Raw genomic sequence first — 24,896 nt, 5'->3', positions numbered from 1 at the left:
CCTATTCGCCAAGAAGCTCGTTTCCGCCATCGGCGGCATCGGCAAGCTTCTTAGGCATCTTTTTCCCGCTCTTGGCCCCGAGCTCTTCCAACGCCATCACCTGCCGGACGATGTTTCCGCGTCCTTCGGTCAACTTCTTCCAAGCACCGTCATAGGTCTTCTGCACCGTATCGAGCTGTTTTCCGACTTTCTCCAGGTCTTCGGCGAACCCCACGAACTTGTCGTAAAGCGCCCCCGCCCGTTTCGCGATCTCCATCGCATTGCGATTCTGACGTTCATGACGCCATGTGTTTTCTACGGCCCTGAGCGCCACCAGCAGCGTCGTCGGGCTCACCAGGACGATATGCTTGGCGAACGCTTTGTCGTAAAGCGTCGAGTCGATCTGAAGTGCGAGCATCAATGCCCCTTCGATCGGCATGAACATAAAGATAAAATCAAGCGTATTGACCCCTTCGAGCGACGTGTAACGTTTGTCACTCAACTTGTCAATATGACTTTTGACAGCGGCAAGATGGTGCTTGGCGTAAAGCGCCTTCTCCTCGTCCGTTTCAGCATTGACATAGCGCTCGTACGCTACCAGCGATGTCTTGGCATCGATGATGATATCCCGGTCGTCCGGCAAATGGACGACGACATCGGGACGGAAACGACGGCGCTCGCCGTCTTGCAGACTCACTTCGCGCTCATACTCCTCGCCCTCGCGCAGCCCCGACGCCTCGAGAACCCGCTCCAGTACCATCTCACCCCAGATTCCCTGCTGTTTACTCTCCCCTTTGAGCGCTCGCGTCAGGTTGACGGCATCCTCGCCAATCTGCCGGTTGAGCTCCTTGAGGGTTTTGATTTCGTTCAGAAGCGTCGCCATCTCTTTGGTCTCTTCGGTATGGACCTGCTCGATTCGCTTTTTGAACTCGTCCACCTGCTGCTGCAAAGGTTTCAACACCTGCTCCACACCCTCTTTCGAGATCCTGCCAAAACGCCTGCTGTTCTCTTCCATAACCTGCGAAGCGAGCACTTTGAACTCTCTTTGCATCACCTCTTTTGCCTCTTTGAGTTCGTTCAACCGCAGGCGCGACTGTCGACGCTCCTCTTCCAGACGCGTCGACAGCTCGCTCACCTCCTTTTCGAGTGCCACGTTTTTGCCGCGCATCGCATCGAGCATCGCTTCATGCTCCGAAAGGCTCTCCTCCATCGCACCAAGATGCGCCACACGTTCTTTGAGCGCGCTGTTCTCAAAGCGGCACTTGTCCAGTAGATGTTCGATCTTTTCGACATCGGCATCCGCCGCCGCAAGGTCTCTCTCCAGGCGGTCGATGACCTCGTCCTTTTGCACCAGTGCATCACCCATACGCTTCTCGAACGCTTTTCGCCACGCACGCAGCACCATATAGGCAAATAGCGCTGCCACGACAAGCCCTGCCAGCAAACCGAGTGCAAAAAAGATCCATTCCATGGGAATCTGCATCGGAAATTCCTTTATTGATTCATGATTTATGCTGTTTCGATCATTGTCTCATTGTTGGAGGAAACCGTGATGTCCGGTTTGGGAAGATGACGGGTACGGAAGATAGGTTCGTTGGAGTTTTACCCCTTTTTCTCTGCAATCTCTTTGACGATCGCGTGAACCTCTTTGATCACTTTGCGCTTCATATCTTCGATTTGATCGAGCTGTCGCTCGATACTCTCCGCTTCTGCCGCCATCTGAGCTTCGAGTTTTCCGACCAGCTGCTCGAGTTCGGCGATCCGTTCATTGAGCTGGCGGTTGATGGAGCGTTCATGTTCCAATTCGCGTCTTACATCACCGATATGCTTCATACGCTCCAGAAGCGCCGCCTTTTCGACATACTCCTGGTTCAGTGTCGCTTCAAGCTCCTTGAAACGTTTTTTGAGGGGCCGCAGCTCCTGCTCCATCTCTTCGTTCGCCTGCAGAAGCTCGTCGATCTCGACTTGATACATCGCCTGCCTTCTGTCGGCTTTGCTCCTGGCTAGAATATACCCACCGACAAAGGCGATAATTGCGCCCGCACCGATCCCCAATAATAAAAACACGAACTCTTTGCCCATCATCCACCCTGTTGTATCGATACTTTGATATATTTTAGCACATTTTTTGCCATATCATCCCCGGAACGGAAAATGCTTTTCGCAGCGTATGAACAAATCGCACGACTACGACAAAATATTGACTCGCCTGACAACCATTTTGCAACGGCTTTACAGCGGAGAAACACTCAGCGTCACGGAACTCGCCGAAGAGTTCAACGTCTCGACAAAGACGATCCAGCGCGACTTCAACGAACGGCTCATCCGTTTTCCTATCGAAAAAACGGGTCGCCGATGGAGAATGCAGCAAGGCTTCGGTATCGAAAAGATCCAGGACATCGACAACCTGCTGACACTGCAAATCCTCGAGACCATCGCAGGCAGTATCGGCAAAGGGTTCGAAGCCCGTTCGAAGGCACTGCTTGGAAAACTGAAAAACGCGACACAGCTGCCCATACAGAGTTACCTGCCCATCGAAGATATCACTTCGCACGCAGCGCTGTTCAGCCTGCTGGAAAGCGCCATCACCTCATCGACCGCCCTGCGTTTCAACTACCACGAAAAACCACGTCTCGTACACCCCTACCGTATCGTCAATTTCGACGGATACTGGTACCTTCTGGGCTTTGAGCCCAAAAGCGGGCTGGTCAAAAAGTTCTATATCAAAGAGATTCGCGGCGCCGAACCGACCGAACACAGCTTCATTCCCGATCCGAAACTGAAAGAGCGGCTCGAAGGCGCGCTCAACGCCTGGTTCGACCCCAATTGTGAACCGTTCGAACTTCACCTTCTCGCCAAGCGGGCCATCGTCAAATACCTGGAGCGGCGCCCCCTGAGCCCAAGCCAGCATCTCATCGCCCGCCACGCCAACGGCGATATCGAAGTCGTCATCAAGGCCACTTCCGTTCCGGAGGCTGTGGAACTGCTCAAAACGTGGCTTCCGGATCTCATCGTCCTCGCACCCACTTTCGTCAAAGAGGCTTACGAAAAAACGCTCTCCCTTGCCCTGCGAAGAGAAAACGGACACGACGCCGTCTGACGTCTCCTCTATCATGGCATTATCCGATTTTTCAAGGAGATGCCATGAAAAGAACCTTTGCGAAACTCTCCGCCAACCGCTGGCTGCTGTGGGGCTCGTTCGGTGCGGGATTTCTCCTTCCCTATGCCTTTTTAATCTTTCTGTGCCTGGCAACGGCTTCCGCCTGGCGTGCATTCACTACCGAGTATGAAGATGTGGGAGTCTATTGGCGCAAGGCTTCAAAAAAGAGCCTCGAAGAGATCCGGGCCTCTTGCAGCGAAGCCGTGACACGCCAGACTCCTTTATCCGTGCGTCTCGCCACATAGCGGACGCATGGCTGAAATGCTATAATCTTCCAAACCATAACCAGGGAGATCCACTGCATGGAAGACCGCTACCTCAAACGACTCTTCGTCACATCGCTCGCAGTGATGGCGCTGATGCTTTTTTGGCAAAGCCTGCCGTTTATCGAAAGCCTGATCATCGCCCGGCAAGCCCAGCCGCGCCCCGTAACGCCGCGCGGCGATCTGGCCGAAGATGAAAAGGCGACGATAGAACTCTTCGAACGCACCAAAGGTTCGGTCGTCTACATCGCCACAACCAAAGCGGTCATCGACCCCTGGACGCGCAACATCTACAGCATCCCCCGCGGAACCGGTTCGGGGTTTGTCTGGGACGAGCTGGGACACATCGTCACCAACTATCACGTCATCGAAGGGGCCAGCGAAGCACGCATACGACTCAGCGATGGACGCGACTACCATGCCGTACTCATCGGCGCCTCACCCGCCCACGACCTGGCGGTACTTCGCATCAATGTCCCCGTCAAACGCCCCAACCCGGTCATGATCGGTACGAGCCATGACCTCAAAGTGGGCCAGAAAACCTTCGCCATCGGCAACCCGTTCGGGCTCGACTGGACACTGACCACAGGAATCGTCTCGGCGCTCGACCGGTCGATGACCGAAAGCAACGGTGCCGTCATACGTCACCTCATCCAGACCGATGCCGCCATCAACCCCGGCAATTCCGGTGGGCCGCTGCTCGACAGCGCCGGCCGCCTCATCGGTGTCAATACCGCCATCTTCAGCCCATCGGGCGCTTACGCCGGTATCGGCTTCGCCATTCCCGTCGATACGGTCAACCGTATCGTCCCGCAGCTCATCGCCTATGGAAAATATCTGGAACCTTCACTCGGCATCGAAACGGATGAACACATCAACCGCCTCGCACAGGCACGGCTCGGATTCGACGGCGTGATGGTCCTGCGCACCATCCCCGGCACTTCCGCCGAAAAAGCGGGGCTTCGCGGCATCGTCGTCTATCCTGACGGTTCGTTCGATCCAGGCGACATCATTCTCTCGATCGACGGCAAACCGATTCACTCCGTCAAGGATCTCGGCGAAGTTCTCGATAACTACAAAGTGGGTGATGTCGTCACCGTCGAAATCGCACGCAATGGACGCATCCTCAAAAAGCAACTGATCCTAGAGCCTGCAAGGAGCTGACAATGATCGTCTACATCCACGGTTTCGCCAGCAGCGGGCTGGGCGCCAAAGCTCGCCTCGTACGTGAACATTTCAAAAGCGAAGCGATCGCCCCGTCACTCTCCTACGTTCCCGACCTCGCCCTCGATTCCCTCAAGCAGCTGATAGAAAAATCGGCCGTTCATGAACCAGTCCACCTCATCGGCTCCTCCCTCGGTGGCTTCTACGCCATCCACCTGGCCGAAACGTACGACCTCAAAGCCGTGCTCGTCAACCCCTCCATCGAACCCTACAACACCCTCGCCCCCTACGTCGGAACCGTCACCAATTTCTATGACCTCACAACGTTCGAGTGGAACCGTCGCCATGTCGAATCGCTCAGACGGATGAAAATCGAAACGGCCACAAACCCGGCTCGCTTTCTGCTGATGCTCCAGACCGGAGACGAAACACTCGACTACCGTGTCGCGAAAGAGAGACTCCCGGGAGCTAAAATGATCATCGAAGAGGGAGGATCGCACGCATTCGATGGGTTTGAAAACCATTTCCGCACGATCGAGACTTTTTTCAAAGACCACGTTTAAACATACGCAAATCGCTCAACATCAAAACGGGTGAGAAAGTGCACAAAAACTTGCACAAATTTGAGGTTAGGGGTTTGAGAGTTCGTTATTTAGGGGTTTGAAGTGGTGCGGACGAGAGGACTTGAACCTCCACACCTTTCGGCACCAGATCCTAAGTCTGGCGTGTCTACCAATTCCACCACGTCCGCGAAGTCAAATAAAGTGGTACGCCCATCAGGATTCGAACCTGAGGCCTACGGCTTAGAAGGCCGTTGCTCTATCCAGCTGAGCTATGGGCGCTCAGAAGGTGGCGCGCCCGGGAGGAGTCGAACCCCCAGCCTACGGATCCGAAGTCCGTCGCTCTATCCAATTGAGCTACGGGCGCAGCTGTAATGTCGAGATGTTGCCTGCTTGAACTTAAGCTCGATGGGGTGGATGACCGGAATCGAACCGGCGACCTCCAGAGCCACAATCTGGCGCTCTAACCGACTGAGCTACACCCACCATGAACAAGCATAAAAGAGTTAAAATATATAAGTGGTCGGGGTGAAAGGATTCGAACCTTCGACCCCCTGGTCCCAAACCAGGTGCGCTAACCAGGCTGCGCTACACCCCGTCCAAAAAGTGGACTGCAATTATAGTCTAAAAGATTATGGTTGTCAACAAAAATGGTATAATTGTCGCTATTTTCCGAAAGCCTATTTAAAATATCCACAATTCAAAGGGGCAAATCGATGAAAGTCGCACAGTTTAGTCGGATCGGTTTCATTATGGCGGCAGCCGGATCGGCCGTCGGCCTTGGAAATATCTGGAAGTTTCCCTATATGACTGGCGAATACGGCGGTGGCGCCTTTGTACTGGTCTATCTCATCACGATCGCTTTTATCGGCTTTTCCGTCATGGTGGCGGAGATGCTCATCGGTGCACTCGGACGCCGTGACACCGTCAGCAGTTTCGAACGGCTTGCACCGCCCAGCCAGCCGGGATGGAAATATGCCGGGTTCATGGGATTCAATGGCCTCATCATCATGACCTTCTACTCGGTCGTCATCGGATGGATCTTCTACTACCTTTTCGAAATCTTTTCCGGTCTTCCCACATCCACCGAGGCGGCCAAAGCGACGTTCGACAACCTTGTCGCCAACGAACCCGGCATTCAAATCTTCTGGCACACACTCGCGACGCTCATCGTTACCTATGTCGTCTACCGCGGTATCAAAGGAGGTATCGAAAAAACCAACCTCGTTCTCATGCCGGCACTGATGATCATTCTCTTTGGTATGCTCGTCTATGCCTTCAATCTCGATGGCTTCTCCAAAGCCTTCGAGTTCATGTTCGCACCCGACTGGAACAAACTGAACTCCGAAGCGATCGTGCGGGCTGTCGGACACTCTTTCTTCACTCTTTCTCTAGGTATGGGATCCATCATGACCTACGCCGCCTCGTTGCCGAAACACACCAGCATCACCAAAGCCGCCTTCATCGTCACCTTTATGGATACCCTCATCGCACTCGTCGCCGGCCTGGTCATCTATACCTTTCTCTTTCATGAAGGCGCGCCGGCCGCCCAGGGCCCGGGGCTTGTCTTCATCTCTCTTCCGGTGGTGCTTTCCAATTTCGGCATTCTTGGTACGGTACTCGCTCTTCTTTTCTTTCTGGCCCTCTCGTTCGCGGGGCTCACATCCGCCGTTTCGCTGGTCGAACCGGTGGTACAGTACATCATCGACCGCTTCGATACTTCCCGCTTCAAGGCGGTACTGATCGCCGGGTCCGCCTATTACCTTGTCGGTATCGGTGCTCTTCTTAGCTATACAAAAGCGTGGGGAAGCACCTTTTCGATCGGTGGCAAACCACTCTTCGACATTCTCGAATATACGACCGATTCCATCCTGCTGCCGCTGGGAGGTCTGCTGATCGCGATTTTTGTGGGTTATGTGTTGCAAAAAGAGAGAGTCTATGCAGCGCTCGAACATGAGATGGGAGAGAAGTATTTTGCCATCTGGCGCTTTAGTATCCGTTACATCGCACCGGTTGCTCTCATCTTCATGATACTCAACCTGATGGGGATTTTGAAAATCTGACGCGAGATCTCACCGCATGAGGTACGCGTCGTCGACGATACGGTCTTCACGTTGGATCGCGATGACAAAAAGTGTCAACAGTCGCTTCAACGCATCGTTGAGCTCGTCATTCTCCCTGAGTTGCGTCAGTGCGATACGATTTTTTCTGTTGTCCCCACCCGCTTCGAGATGGACACGGAGATTGTCGATCGCTTTGACGGCATTTGGCATGTCGGTATTGCCATAAAGCAGGAGGTAGTGTTTGTCCGCCAACGGTATCAGATGATCCGTCCGCCGGCTGTGAAGATAGAATTTTTCTTCGAAATGGGGGTCGTCCGACCGGTACATTACCATCGTCGCAGGACTGCCGTAACGCTTCAGACGATAAAGCTCCCGGTCGATGCAGCCCTTCACGTTGCTCGACTCGATCCACCCATCCAACTTCTGTTTGAAATGCATTCCGTTGAAATGCATGGCGCATCCTTTCACTTCCAGGTACGCCCAGGCAGGCTGGGATTTAGAACTGTATCATCCCATCTACCGGGCTCGATGCTGTTGCATAAGGGCGTTTTGGAATACGTCCCGCCAGATAGCTCATGCGGCCGGCGATCACCGCATGCTTCATCGCTTCCGCCATGACGATCGGCTCTTTCGCCTGTGCGATGGCGGTATTTGTCAAGACGGCGTCGGCACCGAGCTCCATGGCCGCCGCCGCATCGCTCGCCTGGCCGATTCCGGCATCGACGACGACCGGAACGTTGACCGCTTCACGAACGAATACTACATTATACCTATTTTGTACCCCGAGTCCGCTTCCAATCGGTGCGGCAAGCGGCATAACGGCCGCCGCACCCGCCTCTTCGAGGCGTTTTGCGATGATCGGATCGTCATTGGTATAGGCCATGACGGTAAAACCCTCTTTTGCCAGCACTTCGCACGCTTTGATCGTTTCGATGACATCGGGATAGAGTGTTTTTTGGGTATCGCCAATCACTTCGAGCTTGATCAGATCGATTCCCGTCGCTTCGCGCGTGAGTCTGAAAAGCGTAATCGCATCTTCGGCCGTCGTACACCCCGCACTGTTGGGAAGGAACTTGACGTTGGTCTCTTTGAAGTAGTCCATCAGGTTCTCTTCGTCCGGATTGGTGATGTTGACACGGCGAACCGCCACGGTAATCATCTCCGCACCGCTTGCGAGTGTCGCATCTTTGGTGGTTTGGAAATCGGGGTATTTTCCACTCCCGACAATCAGACGGCTTGTAAACTCATAATTGCCGATTTTTAAAATATCGCTCATGAAGCGTCTCCTGAAACATGTTATTTAGGAGATTTATAACATAGGGGGACTTGGAGAAAATTGAAAAGAGGATGCTAAGGGCCCGGAAGGCCCGTTAGCTTATTTTACAGGGATCTCTTTGACCTCTTTTTCCTCTTTTTTCACCTTCGGCAGGGTTATGTGAAGCACACCCTCTTCCGTCTTGGCATCGATGTTTTCGACATCGACATTTTCAGGAAGAGAGAAGGTTCGCATGAACTTGCCATAGCTGGACTCGATTTTGTAGTAGTCCTCTTTTTTCACCTCTTCCTTGAACTTGCGCTCGCCGGAGATTGTCAGCGTACGCTTCTCGGGATCGATATTGACCTTGATGTCCTCTTTTTTGACACCGGGCAGATCGACCTCGACCACATAGGCATTCTCATCTTCGCGCGTATTGACGCTTGGCACGAATGCATTGACGACCTCTTTGTCGCCTTCTGCGGAGACAGTCGGAACGCTGACGGCGCCAAGCAGTCGTTTTTCAAGTTCTCGGATTTCAGCGAATGGATCGAATCGTGTTACCAACATGATAACCTCCTTTTTCAGTTGATTTACGGAATTATATCAAGTTGATAGCTATATTGTCAAGTTTATTTCTTATTTTTTGTTAGAATTATGTATACACCATTGGAAGATATCCCGATGTCAGGGAGTTTCGATACAATCAACAGACAGAGAAACTTTAGGATTGGACGATGAAAACTCTTTTTATCACAGGAACGAATTCCGGTATCGGGAAAGCATTGGCAGAAGCCTATCTCAAACGAGGAGCGGTGGTTTACGGCCTTGGCAAAAAGGAGCAATCCGTTATCGAACATGAACGGTTTCACTACCTTTCACACGATCTTCAGGCCATCGAAACGATTTCACCGAAATTATCGAAGTTTCTGAGAGAAGCGGTTTCTATCGATATCGCCATACTGAATGCCGGCCTGCTCGGTGAGATCAAGGAGATGCAATACACACCGCTTTATGAAATCGAAACGGTCATGCAGGTGAATGTCTGGGCCAACAAAGTGATCATCGATACGCTGATCGACCTGCAGATACCTGTCGCGCAGATCATCGGCATCTCTTCGGGTGCGGCCGTCAATGCCAGCAAGGGATGGGGAAGTTATTCGCTTTCAAAATCGGCCCTCAATATGCTACTCAAACTCTACAGCAGAGAGATGGAAAATACGCACATTACGGCACTGGCACCGGGCGTTGTCGACACACCGATGGTACGGCACATCACCGAAACGGTCGACGCGATACGCTACCCCTCGGCACAGCGTCTGAAAAACGGACCCATTTTGCACCCCGAAGATGCGGCACGACGTCTGATCGAAGCGTTCGAAAAAGTCAAACAGTATGAGAGTGGAAGTTTTCTGGATGTAAGAACGATGGATTGATCGGTAGATGGTTCGACGGAGGAAGACTCCCCTCCAGATTCCTGCGGCACCCGGCGAGACAGGGTGGGCTGCTACGTTCCCGTCCTGACCCAGTGTCCTGCCAAGCCGTTGCACAGGTCTAAAGAGGAGCACTCAAACCGCCGTAACGGGCTGAATGCTCATCTTCTAATCGATATGGCAGAGAGGAAGGGATTCGAACCCTCGGTGGCTTGCGCCACACACGCGTTCCAGGCGTGCGCCTTCGACCACTCGGCCACCTCTCTATACAAAACTCTTCATTTTGAACGATACATTCTCAAAACGGAAAAATGTATGATTCAAAATGAAAACGTGGCCGGGAGACAGGGATTCGAACCCTGGGAGGTGTGACCCTCAACGGTTTTCAAGACCGCCGCTTTCGACCACTCAGCCATCTCCCGAAAAAGAAGCGAACTGTTGGAGGCGACACCCGGATTCGAACCGGGGATCAGGGCTTTGCAGGCCCGTGCCTTACCACTTGGCTATGTCGCCATATTCTGCCTGGAGGCGGCACCCGGAATTGAACACGGGGATCACGGCCTTGCAGGGCCGCTGCCTTAGCACTTGGCTATACCGCCATGCCAAAAACTGGTGCCCGGAGCCGGACTTGAACCGGCACGAACAAACGTTCGAGGGATTTTAAGTCCCTTGCGTCTACCGATTCCGCCATCCGGGCAGTAAATTTGTTCGGTTGTCAAACTATCACAAACTTTTTTGGATACAAAAATATGGAGCGGGAGACGGGGGTCGAACCCGCGACCCCGACCTTGGCAAGGTCGTGCTCTACCACTGAGCTACTCCCGCATATTTTGGGATGGGTATTATAGCCCAAAAAATCTCCGATGTAAAGAGTTTTTCGTGTTAGACGACTATTTTTAATCTTGCAAAGCGGTTTTTCGATACAATTAATCAAAATTTTACTACCTAAAAGGATCGATTCATGCGAAGCGATATCATCAAGCGCGGTTTCGAACGTGCGCCCCATCGAAGCCTTCTGAGAGCGACCGGACTCAAAGACGAAGATTTCGACAAACCCTTTATCGGCGTGGCGAACAGCTATATCGACATTATTCCCGGCCACTTCTTTCTGCAGGAGTACGGCCGCATCGTCAAAGAGGCGATCCGCGAAGCGGGCGGCGTGCCCTTCGAGTTCAACACGATCGGCGTCGACGACGGGATCGCGATGGGTCACGACGGCATGCTCTACTCCCTGCCGAGTCGGGAGATCATCGCCGACAGCATCGAAACGGTGATGAACGCCCACAAACTCGATGCGCTTATCTGTATCCCCAACTGTGACAAGATCGTTCCGGGCATGATCATGGGTGCCCTGCGCGTCAACGTTCCGACCATCTTCGTTTCCGGTGGCCCGATGAAAGCGGGGCATCTGAAAGATGGCACACCAATCGATCTGGCAACGGCATTCGAAGCGGTCGGCGAACACGCCAAAGGCAAAATTTCCGACGAGCAGCTCTACGAGATCGAGTGCGAAGCGTGCCCGAGCGGCGGATCGTGTTCGGGAATGTTCACCGCCAATTCGATGAACACGCTTTGCGAAGCGATGGGTATCGCGCTTCCGGGCAACGGCACGGTACTGGCCATGACCGAAGAGCGTCTGGAGATGGTGCGCGTGGCCGCCAAACGGATTGTCGAAATGGCCAGAGCCGAAGGACCGAATATCCGTGATATCCTGAACGAAAAAGCGGTCAACAATGCATTCGTCGTCGATATGGCGATGGGTGGCAGCACCAATACGGTACTGCATATGATGGCGATCGCCAAAGAGGCGGAAGTCGATTTCGATCTGGCCAAAATCAACGAACTGAGCGACAGTGTCGCAAACATCGCGAAGATCTCACCGTCACTATCGACCGTTCACATGGAAGATATCAACAAAGCGGGCGGCGTCAATGCCGTCATGAAAGAGATCAGCAAGCGCGGCGATGTGCTGAAACTCGATGCCATGACCGTTACCGGAGAGACTCTGGGCGATCGCATCAAAGATGCCGAGATCAAAGACATCAACATCATCCATACGATCGACAACCCCTATAGCCGGGTCGGCGGGCTTTCGATTCTTTACGGCAATCTCGCTGAAGAAGGAGCCGTCGTCAAAAGCGCCGGCATCGATCCGAATATGCGCCGGTTCAAAGGCCCGGCCGTCTGTTTCGACAGCCAGCCCGAAGCGATTACGGGCATCATGAGCGGCAAGGTCAAAGCGGGCGACGTCGTCGTCATCCGCTACGAAGGGCCCAAAGGAGGCCCGGGAATGCAGGAGATGCTGGCACCCACCAGCCTCATCATGGGAATGGGCCTTGGCGACAAAGTGGCGCTCATCACCGATGGCCGCTTCAGCGGTGCGACCCGCGGCGCCTCCATCGGCCATGTCAGCCCGGAAGCGGCGGAAGGCGGCACCATCGGCCTTCTCAAAGACGGGGACATCATCGAGCTTGACGTCGACGCCCACCTGCTGCGTGTCGACCTGAGCGACGAAGAGCTCGAAACGCGCCGAAAAACATGGACACCGAAAAAGAAAAATATCCAGAGCAAATGGCTCAAGCGCTACAGCCTGCTCGTCTCCAACGCCGCCAACGGTGCAGTACTCAAGACCGAGTGCTAGAAGAGTGTATCTCTTTTAGCCGATCGGTTTCCCGTCGGAGAAATTCCGGCACGATCTTCTTCAGAATTTCCATTTTATCTTCCGCATTCAAAAGCGCTTCAATATCTTTACGAAGCGCTTCTATCGGGTACTCGGTCGATTTCGCGACATAGATCGAGGCATATCTGGTTTTGCACTCCGCATCGTCGATCAACAGCTCTTCATACAATTTTTCTCCCGGCCGGAGACCCGTAAACTCGATATCGATCTCCTGCTCTTTCCCATAAAGGCGGATCATCTTTCTGGCCAGGTCGACAATTTTGACAGGCTCGCCCATATCCAAAATAAAAAGCTCACCGCCCTTGGCAATCGCCGCCGCCTGAAGCACCAACTGGCACGCTTCCGGAATCAGCATGAAGTAACGGGTAATCTCCGGATGGGTCACCGTCACCGGCCCGCCCCGCTCTATCTGTTCCTTGAATTTCGGTACGACGCTGCCGCTCGAACCCAAAACATTGCCGAAACGCACCGAGACGATCTCCGTTTCGCCGTTTTCGACATTCTGCGCATAAAGCTCGCCAATGCGCTTTGTCGCGCCCATCACATTCGTCGGCCTCACCGCTTTGTCACTGGAGATATTGACTACCTTTTTCACCCCATATTTGACAGAGAGGTCGATGACGTTCATCACACCCAACAGGTTGTTCTCGATCGCTTCGGCGATGTTCGATTCACACAGCGGAACATGCTTATAGGCCGCAGCATGGATCACGATATCGGGACGATACCTTTCAAACACTCTCTTCAGCCTCTCCCTGTCGCTTACGGAAACCAGTTTCGCAACCGATTTCAGCGAATCGACCTTTTCCGCGATCTGGTACAGATTGAACTCCGAATTATCGACCATGATGAGCCGTTTCGCACCGAATTCGAGTACCTCTTTGCAGATTTCACTCCCGATACTGCCACCCGCGCCCGTCACCAGAATCGTTTTCCCTTTGACAAAATCTTCGATCGCCTCCATATCGAGATCTTTGGGTTTACGTGCCAACAGATCTTCAATGGCGATATCTTTCAGTTTCTCCTGCCGATCCGCCAAAAGCGATACCATCTTGATCTCCTTGATCCCTTCCGCATTGAGCTGCTCGACGAGACGGTCGAGCTCTTTCGGCTCAAAACTGCCGGCGATCAAGGCCGATGCGATCCCTTCATCACGTATAACTTTCGAAAGCTTGCCGAAATCGTAAACTTTGACATTCTCAACGTACGTTCCCGCCATGCTTCCATCTTTGGCCACCACCGCCGACGGATAGTACGGGATATCACCCGAAAGTGCACTCTTGATAATCTGTGGCGTTCGCGGCGTCATCCCGACAATGAGCGCTTTTTTCCTCTCTTCACGCTCATACGTCTCCAGAAAGAGACGTTTGGAAATGCGTAAAAACCCGATAAACATCAAAGAGAGAACAAAGTCGATGATGACGGCGCTTCTTGGCATCGGGTTGAACCACGAAGAGGCTGCAAGAAATATCAGAACAAACGCCGTGTAAGCTGCAACATGCGCAAAAAAGAGTTGTTTGAGATCCTGCAATCCAAAATATCGCCATGACTTGTAGTAGATTTTGAAGAGAAAAAAGGCGATGGCCTTACAAAGAAGAAGGACAAACGCCACACGCCAGAAATGGTCCAGGAACTGCGGCGGAATGGCGAAATTGAACCGAAGAACATAGGCGCTATAGAGTGAAAGGGTGCCCAAAAAAAGGTCCGCCAGCAGAAAAAAGAGAATCCGTTTGGCAAAAGTCGGCTTCAAGAGCACAAAAGACCCCTTACGATATCGGCTACGCGCTCGACATCGATTTTTCCCAGTGCCGTACCGCTCGGGAGGCAGATGCCTTTTGCAAAAAACGCCTCACTCACACTGCCGCCATATCGCTTCGCATCTTTGAACAACGGCTGCAGATGCATCGGTTTCCAAAGCGGCCTCGACTCGATATGATGGCACGCAAGTGCATCGATCACTTTGATCGGATCGCTCTTTTTCAGCGTCAGTGTCGTCAGCCAACGGTTCCCCCTGCTCTTCGGCACTTCGGGCATCCACTCGATCTCCCCAATCTCTCCAAGCGACTCCCGGTACCACTCGAAAATCTGCCGTTTTTTTCCGATGCGCCTGGAGAGCACTTCCATCTGGCCCACCCCGATAGCGGCCAATACATTGCTCATACGGTAGTTGTATCCGAGCTCCTCGTGCTCATACCATATGGCAGGCTCGCGCGCCTGTGTGGAAAGTTTTCTCGCACGTGCTATCGCTTCGCCGTTCCGGCTCACCAGCATCCCGCCCCCACTTGTAGTGATAATTTTGTTTCCGTTGAAAGAGTAGATGCCGAATTCTCCGAAAGTGCCTGTATATTTTCCATCGAATGTCGCACCCAGGCTCTCTGCCGCATCCTCTATCAACACCACACCCTTTTCACGGCAAACCTCTGCAATCTCGTCGATCTTCGCACTCTGACCGTAGAGATGGGTAAGAACAAGCGCTTTCAGCCCCTCTTTTTCGATGGCTTCCTCCAAAAGGTTCGGATCGAGATTCCAGCTCTCGTCCGAATCGATAAAGACCGGTTCGGCATTTTGATAGAGGATCGGTGCCACCGATCCGATAAAGGTGAATGTCGAGGCGCCCACCCGGTCGCCCGGGCCGATTCCTGCAATCCGCAAAGCCAGATGGATCGCAGCCGTACCCGAACTGAGCGCCACGGCATGGCCCACGCCCGTAAAATCGCGGACCGACTGTTCGAAGCGGTCGATGAACCCCCCGATCGGCGCGATATAGTTACTTTCGAACACCTCTTCGATATATTTCATCTCATTGCCGCCCATATGCGGCGGGGAAAGAAAAATCTTTTCGGCCATCTATGTGCCTTTGATCGTTTTTATGATGATTTCGATATCTCCCGCAAGAGACCAGTTCCGAATATACTCTTTGTTGATTTCGACCTTGTCCGGCCAGATCACTTCCTCGTTATACGCTTCGGGATCCATCTGTGTTGCCAGAATCTCCTCTTCGTTTTTATATTTTATCGTCGCAGGCCCTGTAATACCCGGACGAACTGTAAGAATCACTCTATCGTCACCCTCGAGTCTATCGGCAAATCCAGGGACATCGGGGCGCGGGCCGACAAGACTCATCTCTCCCGTAAACACATTCCACAACTGCGGCAGTTCATCGATTTTTGTCCTACGGAAGAAGCGCCCGCTTCGGGTAATACGCATGTCGTGTGCCGTTGTCACAGTCGTATCGACCCCTTCAACCGGCTTCATCGTCTTGATTTTGACTACACGGAAAAGTTTGCCGTCTCTACCTACGCGTGTCTGCAGGAAAAAGCCGTTGCTGCGGGTTTCAAGAGATGCCGCGGCCCATGCAGCCAATATCACCGGCCAAAACACCATCAGGCCGATACCCGAAAGGAGAAGATCGAATCCCCGTTTCAAAACCTCGTCACTTCGTCTCATAATTTCAGTCTGTACACCTTCGCCCACGGCGAACTTTCGACAAGTTCGAAGAGATCTTCATTGTAGTTTCCGAGTACGAAAAGCTGAACGAAAAGAGAGTTGTACATCGACTCATCCAGCAGTAGAAACATATTGTAGCTTTTCATGAAAATGAGCGAAAGAGGTGCATTCGGATCGATCCCCTGCACCGCGTTGTGACTCTTCCCCTTCCGATCGAGGAGAGTCGTGACGAATCTACGAAGCGGAACTTTTTTCTTTCCAAGCAGAAGAAGGCCGCTTTTTTTCTCCAGCGAGATACCGTTTGAAAAAATCAGACGATCGGGACTGTTTTTGAAACGGGTCATCTTCACGAACATCTTTTGCGGCAATCTTTCACCCGTCGAAAGATCGAGATTGCTGAATACCGCCACCGTAGGGAAAATATCGATCATTCGATAAGGTAGATAAAGATATACATCCCGGCTTTTGGAGGGCAGTTCGAAGGGCTTCGGCTCGGCCAGCCGGGCGAGATAGCGATTGGGGTCGAGTTGATCCGGCGTTCCGTTTTTGAAAAGCGTATCGGCAACCACTTTGTAGTCTGTCGAGACATAGGTTTCCACGGCGATGCGCGCCAATCTCGCCGCCTCCAGCTGCGAATCGGTCGTCAGAATTCTGGAGACGATAAAATTGTCGTGGTCGTGTTTGCCACCGTCGATCAACGTATTTTTATCGGCATAATACCAGATCGGATAGCCGTAGTCCCACCATGTAATCACATAATCTTTTTCACTTCCATTTTCGCTCAAACGATCGAGAATCGCCACCTCTTTCGCATTGAAAACGGTCGGCACTTTATAACCGATGATATGCGTAACATTGGGCCATAACGCCACAACCGTCAGCAATCCCGTCGCCGCTATCCGAAGACGTGCGTTCTGCATAAACGAGGTGATAAGATAAATAAGATAGACCAGGCTTATCGCGGCGACAGGTACCGCATAGACGGTAAACCTCAACCCGCCCCACAAAGAGAATACACCGATACCGATAAGCGGCAAAGCGAGTATGAAGGAGCGGTGACGGATGACCAGCAGAATGTAGCCTATGAGCGCGGCAAAAAGCCCGGGAACCGAACCACTGATCCGCTTGGCCATCAGTTCGAACGGTATCCTGCCCGCTTCGCGGACCGTGGCGTTGACCTGAAAGAAGTGGAGCCCATGGCTTTCGGTCCCTCTCAAAGCGTAACTGGCTATCTTGTGCCAGATGAGAGGAAAGACATCGCCCAGCCACAAAAAGAGAAGGACCGCCACTGCTGCGAAAACCTTCTCGTACAGTACTTCAAGACGATCTTGCCTGAAAAGAAGGTATGCAAGTGCAATCAGCGCCACTTTCACCGGCCAGTAAAGTGGCATCAGAGCCAAAGCGACGATGGCGATGGATTGATAGGTAAACCGCTCTTTACGGTGAAACACGATCATATAGAGCATGTACATAAGCCCCATCGCATAGACAATCGAAAGCCCCATGTCATACAGGAAGGGATAGAGCACGATCGAAAATGCCGCCAACAGAAGATAGGTGAAGTTCTCCTTTTCGATCGCACCGATCAAAAAATAGAGAATGAACATCGGTGCCATCGCCGAAAACATGTCGGTATCGTAGTAGCCGGTCATCGTACGGTTGTAGTAACTCCATGCGATCGACCCGAGCAACGCGGCGAAAAAGCCCATCGTCGTCGCGTTGTATAGGCGGCCGATCAAAATGATGGGAATGACGACGAGACTGGAAACGACTGCAGGCATGTACAAAATGACGGTGTCGAGAGAGAAAGGAAGAAGTTTGGCGGCGAGGTAGGTGAAGAACGTCGTGGCCGTATAGAGAATATCCGGAACTCTGGGGTTGTACTGGAGTGTGCCAAACAGCTCTTTCTGCACACCGGAGGCGAAATAATATCCGTCATTGGTGTTGATCATCAGCTGGCCATTCCAGAAAAACTCCGGATGCCCGCCGGCCCACTGCACCCAGATCAGGCGCATGGCTATACTGAAAAGATAGGCCACGGTCATCATACCCAGCAATTGCGGCGTAGTAATTTTCTCTTCGCCGTTTTCGTTCCAGAATTTCATCGTAACCTCTTATAAAGATATTTTTTGACGGCTCCGGGAGAAACATTCACAAAAAAGAGCGCCACTGCATAGAAATAAGCATCAAAATTATATCCTAAAGTCCGTATCACCCTAACCCTGTCACGAAAATCGCTCCATGCCTTCTCGATACCGCCTCGCCGCCCGAAAAATTCGGGCGAGACGCGCACCTTTACCACTACTTCGGAAATGTTGGCGAATCGGCAGCCATTCTGAAACCCTTTCATCCACATCAGCGTGTCTTCGTTGGTCGGCGATTCGGTGGGGTAGAGCCCTGCCTTTTCGAAAAAGGTACGCCGAAAAAAGGCCGTGACATGGGCCAGAGGGACCCGTTTTTTGAAAAAGTCGAACATCTCCTCGTGCTCCAACGGGTAACGGACGATCTTACGGTAGCCTCCGTCATCGGCGAACTCTTCGATGAAACCGCCGACCACATCGACATCGGGATGCGCTTCCATGAAGGCATGCTGCTTTTCGAAACGCTCCGGCAAACTGATATCGTCGGCATCCATGCGGGCGATGTATTCGTATTTTCGCCCAAGCACCTCATCGAGAAGCTCGTCGAGACTCGCGGCGAGCCCCCGGTTCTCTTTCCGCTCTCCCAAATATGCGATGCGCCCCTCCCGCCTCTCCTTTTGCAGGAGCTCCGCCACCTCCGACGAAACGGGACCGTCGAGTTGCACGAAGATATCGGCGGCGGTTTTTTGGGCATAGAGGCTTTTCAGGGCTTCCCGGAGCTTATCTTCCTCGTCCCCCCGGTAGACGCTCATGATGACGGCGATTCTATCCAAATTCCCTCTTCAGGACCTCGATGACTTCGAACGCTTTGAGAATGTCCTCTTTGGGAACGGAGACGAAGTTGATCAACGACTTTTTCAGTTCCGTGGTCGATATGTTTTCGGTACGGGGCAGGTAAACCACTTCGCAGCGCTCTTTGAGGTGGTCGAACTTCCCTTCCCAATCGCTTCCCATGACGAGGATGTCGACACCGTACCTGCGGATATCTTCGGCTTTCTGTTCCCAGTTCTCTTCCGGAATGACGAGGTCGACACCTTTGATATTCTCTACGATCTCTCTGCGCTGTTCGTAGGGAATCAGCACCTTCTTCCCCTTACGGGCATTGAATTCGTCGGTGGATACCCCTACGACCAGCCTATCTCCCAGAGCTTTGGCCCGTTGCAGAAGTTTGAGGTGGCCGATATGGAACATGTCGAAAGTTCCGTAAGTAATGACCGTTTTACCCATCGGTTTCCTTTTTGCATGGTGTATCCACTAGGATCTTCGTACTATGAGAGGTCCTCTTCTCAGGCGGTGGTGGCATCATGAAGCTCTCTCCGAATATGGTGGCGAGATAGGCAGTGGCATCGGCAGGAGCAGGATATTTCCGCCCCTCGAACACCACTTCCGAAAGAGGGAATACTTTTTCGACGGGCACGTGGATGACATAATGCATCGTCTCACCACCGGAAACCAACAACTCCCCTTTGGGATCATGAAATGCGTTGATTTTCCGGATCAAATATTCCGCGACAGGATCTATTTTAACGTATCGATTACTGAAGAGTTTGGCGAAATCGAGAAGTCGCGCATAGACTCTTTCGCGGGAGACGTGAATTCGATTGAGTGGAAAGATATCGATGAATATACCCTGGTGATAGCGAATCTTCCTGCCCTCTTCCCATTTGTCGACATAAGTGCTTTGGCGGTCACGAAGTTTCGCGTAGTGCACCGGTGTGGCCGGGTCGCTCTCTTTGGTCTGCAGAAAGATCGTTTCCGGAAGCCGCAACGGCGCGATTTTCAGAAACCTTTCATAATCCTCCCGGGGCATCGTCACGTCCAAATCATCATCCCAAGGGATGAACCCGCTCTCCCGGACCGCTCCCAGCAGCGTACCGTGGTCGAGCCAGTAGGTCAATCCCTCCTGTCTGCATATTCCATCGAAAATTTCGAGCAGTTCCACCATTCGTCGTTGTGCGGCGTTCATCCCATAAGCTCCCTATAGATGTTCAGATAGTTATCGGCCATTTTTTGCGGTGTGTACTCCGCCAGATAGCGGGCATGAGCCCTTTGGGCATAGTCGGTTCCCACCTTTTCGAATCCCTCAATGGCCCGCGCCAGGCTCTCGATATTCTCAAGCTCGAAAAAGCGCACTTCCCGATCGGAAAAGATCTCCCGAAACAGCGGAAGGTCGGAGCATATCGCCGGCTTTTTCATGCTGGCGGCCTCCTGCAGAGCGAGAGAAAAACCTTCGGAGCGGGAAGCAACGACGATTAGATCGATCCCGGCGATGAAGGAAGCGATGTCGCTCACATATCCGTGAAATTTCACCCTTCCTCCCACTCTGAGATCTCTAGCGAGCGCTTCGAGCCTCTTGGTCTCTTCTGTCCTCTGTCCCGCCACATGCAGTTCGTAGCCGGGCAGCTCCACCAGGGCGCGGATCACCTGGTCGATTCCCTTACGGCGGCTGATGCCTCCCGCCGAGGCGATGATGCCGATGCGTACCCTCTTACCGCGAGAAGCCTTCGATGTCATTTCGGAAACGGTGGGGCACTCGACCCCATTGTAGACACAGGAAAAATCGCGGTTTTTCCAGAGCTTGCGGTAATAGGCCTCGGCATGCCGAGAAAGAGTGACGAGACGGTCGTGTCTCGCCGTGGCCCACCGCCAGAGCCAAAGCAGCAGCGCACCTTTGATCCTTCCGTAGGAGAAGGACAGGTCCTCGCCAGCGTAGTTATGGAGCGTGGTGACGGTTTTGATCCCTTTGAGGGAATTTGGGTGCAAGGCTACGAACAGGTCGGCCTTGATCGTATGGGAGTGGACGATGTCAAAACCCGAAAAGTCCGGGCTTTGCAGAAGCGATATCTTTTTCGTAGGTACGGAAAAATCAAGCAGTTCCCGGTCGGAACGATCCTCCAGATAGAAGACCTCCACCTCATGCTTTCCGGCAAGACCATGGGCAAGTTGACGGACCACTTTCACGGGGCCGCTGCGGATCAGGGAAGGAATGACGTAGGCGATTCTCATCGGTCCACCTCGAAGGAAGAGGGCTTGGGAAGAAGTTTTTCGAAAGCCCGTTTGACACGATCTTTGGCCCTCTCAAAAGGTTCGCCGTCGGCGATCGTATCGCTGTCGTTGAGACAGACCATACCGTATTTTCCCGAAAGCAGCGCCTCTTCGACCTCTCCACTGTCGATACACCGAGGCGTGAGCGTAAGATATTTTGTATCGGAAAAAGAGACGGGCTCGAACTCCCCTTTGGCGAGCTGCCAATAGCGAAAGAGGTACTGGCTGAAATCTCCGCAGTTGCGGAAACGGGAGGTCATCGTCTTTTGGAGCCTCTTTCCCTCCACTTTCCAAAGTTCCTCGAAAGTCGACTTCAAAAAGGGCTGCGGCTGATGGGGGTCGAAGAAACCGGTGAACCGGGACCAGGGAAGCAGAAGAAGGTTGCGCAGGTTTCCCTCCACCCCGTAGGCCGGATGAAAAAAGCGCCCGGGGCTCTTTTTCAGAGTGGCATATTTGGCGAAATGGTCGTTTAGGATATCCAGAGCATTGAGGACGAAATGGCCCACCCCCTCCCCCGTAGAGATAGCGTTGGAGATCAACGCGTCTTTGGGCCTGCCGTATCTGAAAAAGCGCTCCGGCGAGACGGGGGCGGCAAGAAAGAAGTCGTCGTTGAAGTAGACGAATCTCTCTGTAAGCCCCGGGATACGGTGCAGGGAGATCTCCAGCGGGTTGGCGTTGAAAAGCGGAAGATACGAAGGGTCGATGAACTCTTCGTGGCGCACGATCCGAAGTTTTTCGGCATCGGTGTCGAGCCATGCTGGCAGATGCCCCCAGGTGACGAGATGAACTTTCCCGACCCACGGCGCGTAGGTTTCCACGCCCCGAAAAAAATAGCGAAGCAACCCCCAGTCACGGTACCGGACGCTTCTGATGTCTCCCTCCGCAGCAAAACGCGCACGCTCCTTCTGCCATGCCGGATCGTTGCCATCCACCCAGAGGATAACGATGTCGATATCAGTCATCTCTTCTCCGATTTCTGAAAATTTCCAAGGCATAACGTCTGGCAATCGGAAGCGGAAGCGTTTTCAGTACATATAAGCGAATACCCAAACGGATACGATTGAGCCATCGTCCAAGGAATGTATTGTAGCGTTTTGTGACAAGAACTTTTTTCAACTCCTTCCTCTCTTCATCCAAAGTGCTGGCACGAAGCCCTTCTTCATCCACTTTCACACAGCGGGGAGCCAGCCCGTAAAGATTCAACAAAGAGGAATCACCCGTAAAATGATCCAGTGGTTTGACAATAGTCTCATTGGCAGCCAGTATCTTTTGAGCTCCTCTTTTCGTAATCATATATCCATATGCACCCAATGCAACTTTAACAAAACGCTTCAGACGATACTTGCCAAATAATCTACGGGCTCCCCATAGCGAGGTATAGGTGAACAATTCCTTCTTGATATCTGCCTCATATCCAAGCAAAAGACATTCACAATGGCCCGGAACCTCTTCCAAGTGCTGCAAAATGATTGGAAAGTCTTCACATACGACCGCATCGTCTTCTAAAATCACAGCCTTTTCGAACCCCTCTTTTTCCATTAGACGATATATGGAAAGGTGACTCAGGGTGCAACCCACTTCACCCCGGCTCAACTCTCTTCGAAAAATTTTTATCGAGCGATAGGGAGAGTAAACTTTTTTTAAATCGCTTTCAGTGAGTTTTCTGCCATCTACGGCTTTCACTATACTGTATTGGAGGCCCAAACGCTCGAGCATCTCTTCAATTCTCTTTCTCTTTTTTTGCTCCTCCTCGAGATTAATGACGAATAGCGGGATCATTTACTTTTCCACTTCAGGATACACTTGACAAAAAATTTCATTTTGTTTTTTGCGATATATTGGTTTTCATTTCTTCTGTAATAATGAATGAATTCTCTGATACACTCTATTCCTCTGTCGCAATTATCTCCCAAAGTCCACCAGTACTGCAGTGCAAATGTCTCTCCGATACTTTTCTCATTCAAAAATCCACCATGCAGGCGGAGAACTTTTTCTAATACTCTTTCCACATCTTTATACGGCAAAAACTCTCTCCTGGCCATTTTCCCAAGAATCATCGCATCTTCTGATGTAAAATCACTATGAATACTTTGTAAATAAGATAATCTAATCATATCCGCACTCTGTTGCTGATCCCCTTTTTTTCGTGAACTGATCTGACTATCATGATGCCTATAATATAGTAATACCTCAGGAATGTTTGCACAGCCGGTAATATGAACACATCGAGTCCATAGTTCGTAATCTTGTGCTCGTCTTAGTGTATCTCGGTATTTCAAAGTTTGTAGAATATCCCGTTTTATCATAACGGAGGGATGTGCAAAAGCTGAATTGAAGAGGAGGAGAGCTTTGATACCATTTCCGTTCTGAGGATAAAAATACTCTCTCTCTATGGAACCGAAGCCCTGGATCGCACTCCCACACAAACCTATCTCTGGATTGTCACTCATGAACCTATACTGCTTTTTTAGCCGATCAAGGTCACATATATCGTCGGCATCCATTCTGGCAATATAATCTCCTTTAGCTACCTTTACCCCTCTATTGAGCGCTCTGGCAACTCCTTGATTTATTTCGTTTCTAAGATAAACAATTCTAGTGTCTTTGAAAGAATGTATAATTTCTGCCGAATCATCGGTTGAGGCATCATCAATGATCAAAAACTCAAAATCTCCAAAAGTCTGATTCAGTACGCTTTCAATTGCCTCTCCCAGAAATTCCTGAGCATTATACACAGGCATAAGTACTGTGATTTTAGGGCTTCTCATTTTCTCAATTTTTCATTATTTAAAATTTTTTCAGCCACATCTTCAGCGCCAAGCCCTTCAAAACAGCGCAAATGATCATATGGACATGGTGATCGCAGCCAACAATATGCGCATTCCGGTAATTGCTTCTGAACAAGAGGTATGGTCGTGTCATATAGGGCAACTTCTTTAGGATGGAAACCTCCAAAGAGAGTATAAGACCGGGTCGAAACCGCCGCCGCCATATGATTATACATTCCCTCATTACTCAAAACGAACTCCGAAAATTTTATCCAGAGAGCCAACTCTCTCAATGAAGAGGTTTTTCCCCTCATATCAGAAACATGATTCAACAACCTTTCGTTTTCCAAACCAACCTGTATCCACTGAATATCGTTTTTTGTAAGATCAACCACTTTTTGAAAGTTATCAAAACCCCAGTCTTTATTTGGCGTGTATTGTTTCTTGGATATGGGGTTGATAATCGCATATTTTCCATATTCTTTAACTCGATCCAAGAATTGTTCTTCCTCTGCATTTTCGAAGTAGAGTATTGGACTAAGTGAGCTATGGTCTATAGGAAAAGAGATATGTAAACTGTGAAGTTCTATAAGTGAAATTTTTGCCTGAGTTTTCCTCATGTAACTTTCCAGATCCAAATTATCTTTTTTTTTATAAGAAAAATGGAGTACTCTATTTCCTTCCAGCCTATGTAATGCCCTAAACAACGCTCCTCCAGTCACTGTTTCCCTGTTGACTTCAACAACTTTTTCTAAATGGGGATTATTCTTGAATAATCCCACATAATCAGTAAAAACGATGACTTTTTCTCCGGTCTGTTTGTTCAAAGCCTCTGCCAACGCTACCATACAAAGCTGGTCACCAATCCCATCACCAAACCTGAAAATGAAAATATAGCCAGACATCGAGAGTAGTCTATTTATTACTGCAGCAATGAA

Annotated in this window: 24 protein-coding genes, 11 tRNA genes and 1 other RNA gene; 7 read left to right on the top strand and 29 right to left on the bottom strand. The window is 51.5% G+C overall.

The features are described from left to right. Position 1: 1 nt before the first annotated feature. Together rmuC and QUD54_RS07685 are read right to left on the bottom strand one after the other, a co-directional pair. A complete protein-coding gene (gene rmuC, locus QUD54_RS07690) occupies positions 2-1,462 on the bottom strand; it encodes a DNA recombination protein RmuC (protein WP_286336158.1) in 1,461 nt (486 codons plus the stop codon). Positions 1,463-1,581: 119 nt separating this feature from the next. Continuing rightward, entirely contained in the window at positions 1,582-2,046 is a 465-nt protein-coding gene (locus tag QUD54_RS07685) for a hypothetical protein (protein WP_286336157.1), read from the bottom strand. 103 nt (positions 2,047-2,149) lie between these two features. Between QUD54_RS07685 and QUD54_RS07680 the strand changes: the two genes are divergently transcribed. Genes QUD54_RS07680 through QUD54_RS07665 form a run of 4 tightly spaced genes read left to right on the top strand, consistent with a single transcriptional unit; the run spans position 2,150 to position 5,129 of the window. Then, entirely contained in the window at positions 2,150-3,079 is a 930-nt protein-coding gene (locus QUD54_RS07680; RefSeq protein WP_286336156.1) for a helix-turn-helix transcriptional regulator, read from the top strand. 44 nt (positions 3,080-3,123) lie between these two features. Next, on the top strand, positions 3,124-3,384 hold the full coding sequence (locus tag QUD54_RS07675; RefSeq protein ID WP_286336155.1) for a hypothetical protein: 261 nt from the start codon (positions 3,124-3,126) through the stop codon (positions 3,382-3,384). A gap of 57 nt (positions 3,385-3,441) precedes the next feature. After that, complete coding sequence (locus tag QUD54_RS07670; RefSeq protein WP_286336154.1) at positions 3,442-4,566, top strand: S1C family serine protease; 1,125 nt, start codon at positions 3,442-3,444, stop codon at positions 4,564-4,566. Positions 4,567-4,568: 2 nt separating this feature from the next. Further along, the gene (locus QUD54_RS07665) at positions 4,569-5,129 is read left to right on the top strand and encodes a YqiA/YcfP family alpha/beta fold hydrolase (RefSeq protein WP_286336153.1); all 561 of its coding nucleotides are present in this window, start codon (positions 4,569-4,571) and stop codon (positions 5,127-5,129) included. A gap of 103 nt (positions 5,130-5,232) precedes the next feature. Here QUD54_RS07665 and QUD54_RS07660 read toward each other — a convergent pair. From QUD54_RS07660 to QUD54_RS07640, 5 genes are all read right to left on the bottom strand, one after another. Continuing rightward, positions 5,233-5,317 (bottom strand) — tRNA-Leu (locus tag QUD54_RS07660). A 14-nt stretch (positions 5,318-5,331) separates the two neighbouring features. Continuing rightward, positions 5,332-5,408, bottom strand: a tRNA-Arg gene (locus tag QUD54_RS07655). 8 nt (positions 5,409-5,416) lie between these two features. Beyond that, positions 5,417-5,493, bottom strand: a tRNA-Arg gene (locus tag QUD54_RS07650). Positions 5,494-5,535: 42 nt separating this feature from the next. Next, positions 5,536-5,612: transfer RNA gene (locus QUD54_RS07645), tRNA-His, on the bottom strand. 34 nt (positions 5,613-5,646) lie between these two features. Next, positions 5,647-5,724, bottom strand: a tRNA-Pro gene (locus QUD54_RS07640). 118 nt (positions 5,725-5,842) lie between these two features. Between QUD54_RS07640 and QUD54_RS07635 the strand changes: the two genes are divergently transcribed. Next, positions 5,843-7,189: a sodium-dependent transporter gene (locus QUD54_RS07635; RefSeq protein ID WP_286336152.1), complete on the top strand. Its 1,347-nt coding sequence runs from the start codon at positions 5,843-5,845 to the stop codon at positions 7,187-7,189. Between the two features lie 9 nt (positions 7,190-7,198). Here QUD54_RS07635 and QUD54_RS07630 read toward each other — a convergent pair whose 3' ends face one another. From QUD54_RS07630 to QUD54_RS07620, 3 genes are all read right to left on the bottom strand, one after another. Next, on the bottom strand, positions 7,199-7,642 hold the full coding sequence (locus QUD54_RS07630; protein WP_286336151.1) for a hypothetical protein: 444 nt from the start codon (positions 7,640-7,642) through the stop codon (positions 7,199-7,201). 43 nt (positions 7,643-7,685) lie between these two features. Next, entirely contained in the window at positions 7,686-8,465 is a 780-nt protein-coding gene (locus QUD54_RS07625; RefSeq protein ID WP_286336150.1) for a thiazole synthase, read from the bottom strand. A 99-nt stretch (positions 8,466-8,564) separates the two neighbouring features. Further along, positions 8,565-9,014, bottom strand: a complete 450-nt coding sequence (locus QUD54_RS07620; protein ID WP_286336149.1) for an Hsp20/alpha crystallin family protein — start codon at positions 9,012-9,014, stop codon at positions 8,565-8,567. Positions 9,015-9,181: 167 nt separating this feature from the next. Between QUD54_RS07620 and QUD54_RS07615 the strand changes: the two genes are divergently transcribed. Next, entirely contained in the window at positions 9,182-9,880 is a 699-nt protein-coding gene (locus tag QUD54_RS07615; RefSeq protein ID WP_286336148.1) for an SDR family NAD(P)-dependent oxidoreductase, read from the top strand. A 27-nt stretch (positions 9,881-9,907) separates the two neighbouring features. Here the strand turns inward: QUD54_RS07615 and ffs are convergent. The 7 genes from ffs to QUD54_RS07580 all read right to left on the bottom strand — a co-directional run bounded on the left by ffs (position 9,908) and on the right by QUD54_RS07580 (position 10,702). Then, positions 9,908-10,005, bottom strand: an RNA gene (ffs, locus tag QUD54_RS07610) — signal recognition particle sRNA small type. A gap of 50 nt (positions 10,006-10,055) precedes the next feature. Beyond that, a tRNA-Ser gene (locus tag QUD54_RS07605) sits at positions 10,056-10,143 on the bottom strand. 68 nt (positions 10,144-10,211) lie between these two features. Next, a tRNA-Ser gene (locus QUD54_RS07600) sits at positions 10,212-10,299 on the bottom strand. Positions 10,300-10,316: 17 nt separating this feature from the next. Then, positions 10,317-10,390 (bottom strand) — tRNA-Cys (locus QUD54_RS07595). Between the two features lie 10 nt (positions 10,391-10,400). Continuing rightward, positions 10,401-10,476 (bottom strand) — tRNA-Cys (locus QUD54_RS07590). 11 nt (positions 10,477-10,487) lie between these two features. After that, positions 10,488-10,574, bottom strand: a tRNA-Leu gene (locus tag QUD54_RS07585). A gap of 53 nt (positions 10,575-10,627) precedes the next feature. After that, positions 10,628-10,702, bottom strand: a tRNA-Gly gene (locus QUD54_RS07580). A 136-nt stretch (positions 10,703-10,838) separates the two neighbouring features. On the opposite strand from QUD54_RS07580, the gene ilvD reads away from it, so the two are divergent. After that, a complete protein-coding gene (gene ilvD / locus QUD54_RS07575) occupies positions 10,839-12,518 on the top strand; it encodes a dihydroxy-acid dehydratase (protein WP_286336147.1) in 1,680 nt (559 codons plus the stop codon). Here the strand turns inward: ilvD and QUD54_RS07570 are convergent. From QUD54_RS07570 to QUD54_RS07515, 12 genes are read right to left on the bottom strand one after another with little or no spacing between them, the layout of a single operon-like run. After that, positions 12,502-14,313, bottom strand: coding sequence for a UDP-N-acetylglucosamine 4,6-dehydratase family protein (locus QUD54_RS07570; protein WP_286336146.1), 1,812 nt, complete (start codon positions 14,311-14,313; stop codon positions 12,502-12,504). The two genes, ilvD and QUD54_RS07570, sit on opposite strands and share 17 nt — an antisense overlap. Beyond that, complete coding sequence (locus tag QUD54_RS07565; RefSeq protein ID WP_286336145.1) at positions 14,304-15,404, bottom strand: aminotransferase class V-fold PLP-dependent enzyme; 1,101 nt, start codon at positions 15,402-15,404, stop codon at positions 14,304-14,306. The genes QUD54_RS07570 and QUD54_RS07565 overlap by 10 nt, the downstream gene beginning before the upstream one ends. Then, positions 15,405-16,004, bottom strand: a complete 600-nt coding sequence (locus tag QUD54_RS07560) for a sugar transferase (RefSeq protein WP_286336144.1) — start codon at positions 16,002-16,004, stop codon at positions 15,405-15,407. It lies immediately after the preceding gene. Further along, complete coding sequence (locus QUD54_RS07555; RefSeq protein WP_286336143.1) at positions 16,001-18,109, bottom strand: STT3 domain-containing protein; 2,109 nt, start codon at positions 18,107-18,109, stop codon at positions 16,001-16,003. Before QUD54_RS07555 ends, QUD54_RS07560 begins: the two co-directional genes overlap by 4 nt. After that, positions 18,106-18,918 (bottom strand): glycosyltransferase, encoded by an 813-nt coding sequence (locus tag QUD54_RS07550; protein ID WP_286336142.1) that lies wholly within the window; start codon positions 18,916-18,918, stop codon positions 18,106-18,108. Before QUD54_RS07550 ends, QUD54_RS07555 begins: the two co-directional genes overlap by 4 nt. Then, on the bottom strand, positions 18,911-19,372 hold the full coding sequence (gene tagD / locus QUD54_RS07545) for a glycerol-3-phosphate cytidylyltransferase (RefSeq protein WP_320051519.1): 462 nt from the start codon (positions 19,370-19,372) through the stop codon (positions 18,911-18,913). The genes QUD54_RS07550 and tagD overlap by 8 nt, the downstream gene beginning before the upstream one ends. Continuing rightward, positions 19,365-20,111: a LicD family protein gene (locus QUD54_RS07540; RefSeq protein WP_286336141.1), complete on the bottom strand. Its 747-nt coding sequence runs from the start codon at positions 20,109-20,111 to the stop codon at positions 19,365-19,367. Before QUD54_RS07540 ends, tagD begins: the two co-directional genes overlap by 8 nt. Continuing rightward, on the bottom strand, positions 20,108-21,151 hold the full coding sequence (locus QUD54_RS07535) for a glycosyltransferase family 4 protein (RefSeq protein ID WP_286336140.1): 1,044 nt from the start codon (positions 21,149-21,151) through the stop codon (positions 20,108-20,110). The genes QUD54_RS07540 and QUD54_RS07535 overlap by 4 nt, the downstream gene beginning before the upstream one ends. Beyond that, a complete protein-coding gene (locus QUD54_RS07530; protein WP_286336139.1) occupies positions 21,148-22,152 on the bottom strand; it encodes a Stealth CR1 domain-containing protein in 1,005 nt (334 codons plus the stop codon). The genes QUD54_RS07535 and QUD54_RS07530 overlap by 4 nt, the downstream gene beginning before the upstream one ends. Then, positions 22,145-22,969, bottom strand: a complete 825-nt coding sequence (locus QUD54_RS07525) for a glycosyltransferase family 25 protein (RefSeq protein ID WP_286336138.1) — start codon at positions 22,967-22,969, stop codon at positions 22,145-22,147. The genes QUD54_RS07530 and QUD54_RS07525 overlap by 8 nt, the downstream gene beginning before the upstream one ends. Further along, entirely contained in the window at positions 22,966-23,958 is a 993-nt protein-coding gene (locus QUD54_RS07520) for a glycosyltransferase family 2 protein (RefSeq protein ID WP_286336137.1), read from the bottom strand. Before QUD54_RS07520 ends, QUD54_RS07525 begins: the two co-directional genes overlap by 4 nt. Continuing rightward, the gene (locus QUD54_RS07515) at positions 23,955-24,863 is read right to left on the bottom strand and encodes a glycosyltransferase family 9 protein (protein WP_286336136.1); all 909 of its coding nucleotides are present in this window, start codon (positions 24,861-24,863) and stop codon (positions 23,955-23,957) included. Before QUD54_RS07515 ends, QUD54_RS07520 begins: the two co-directional genes overlap by 4 nt. Positions 24,864-24,896 lie beyond the last annotated feature (33 nt).

Source organism: Hydrogenimonas cancrithermarum (assembly GCF_030296055.1).
GTDB lineage: Bacteria > Campylobacterota > Campylobacteria > Campylobacterales > Hydrogenimonadaceae > Hydrogenimonas > Hydrogenimonas cancrithermarum.
This window is presented reverse-complemented; position numbering and strand designations above follow the sequence as displayed.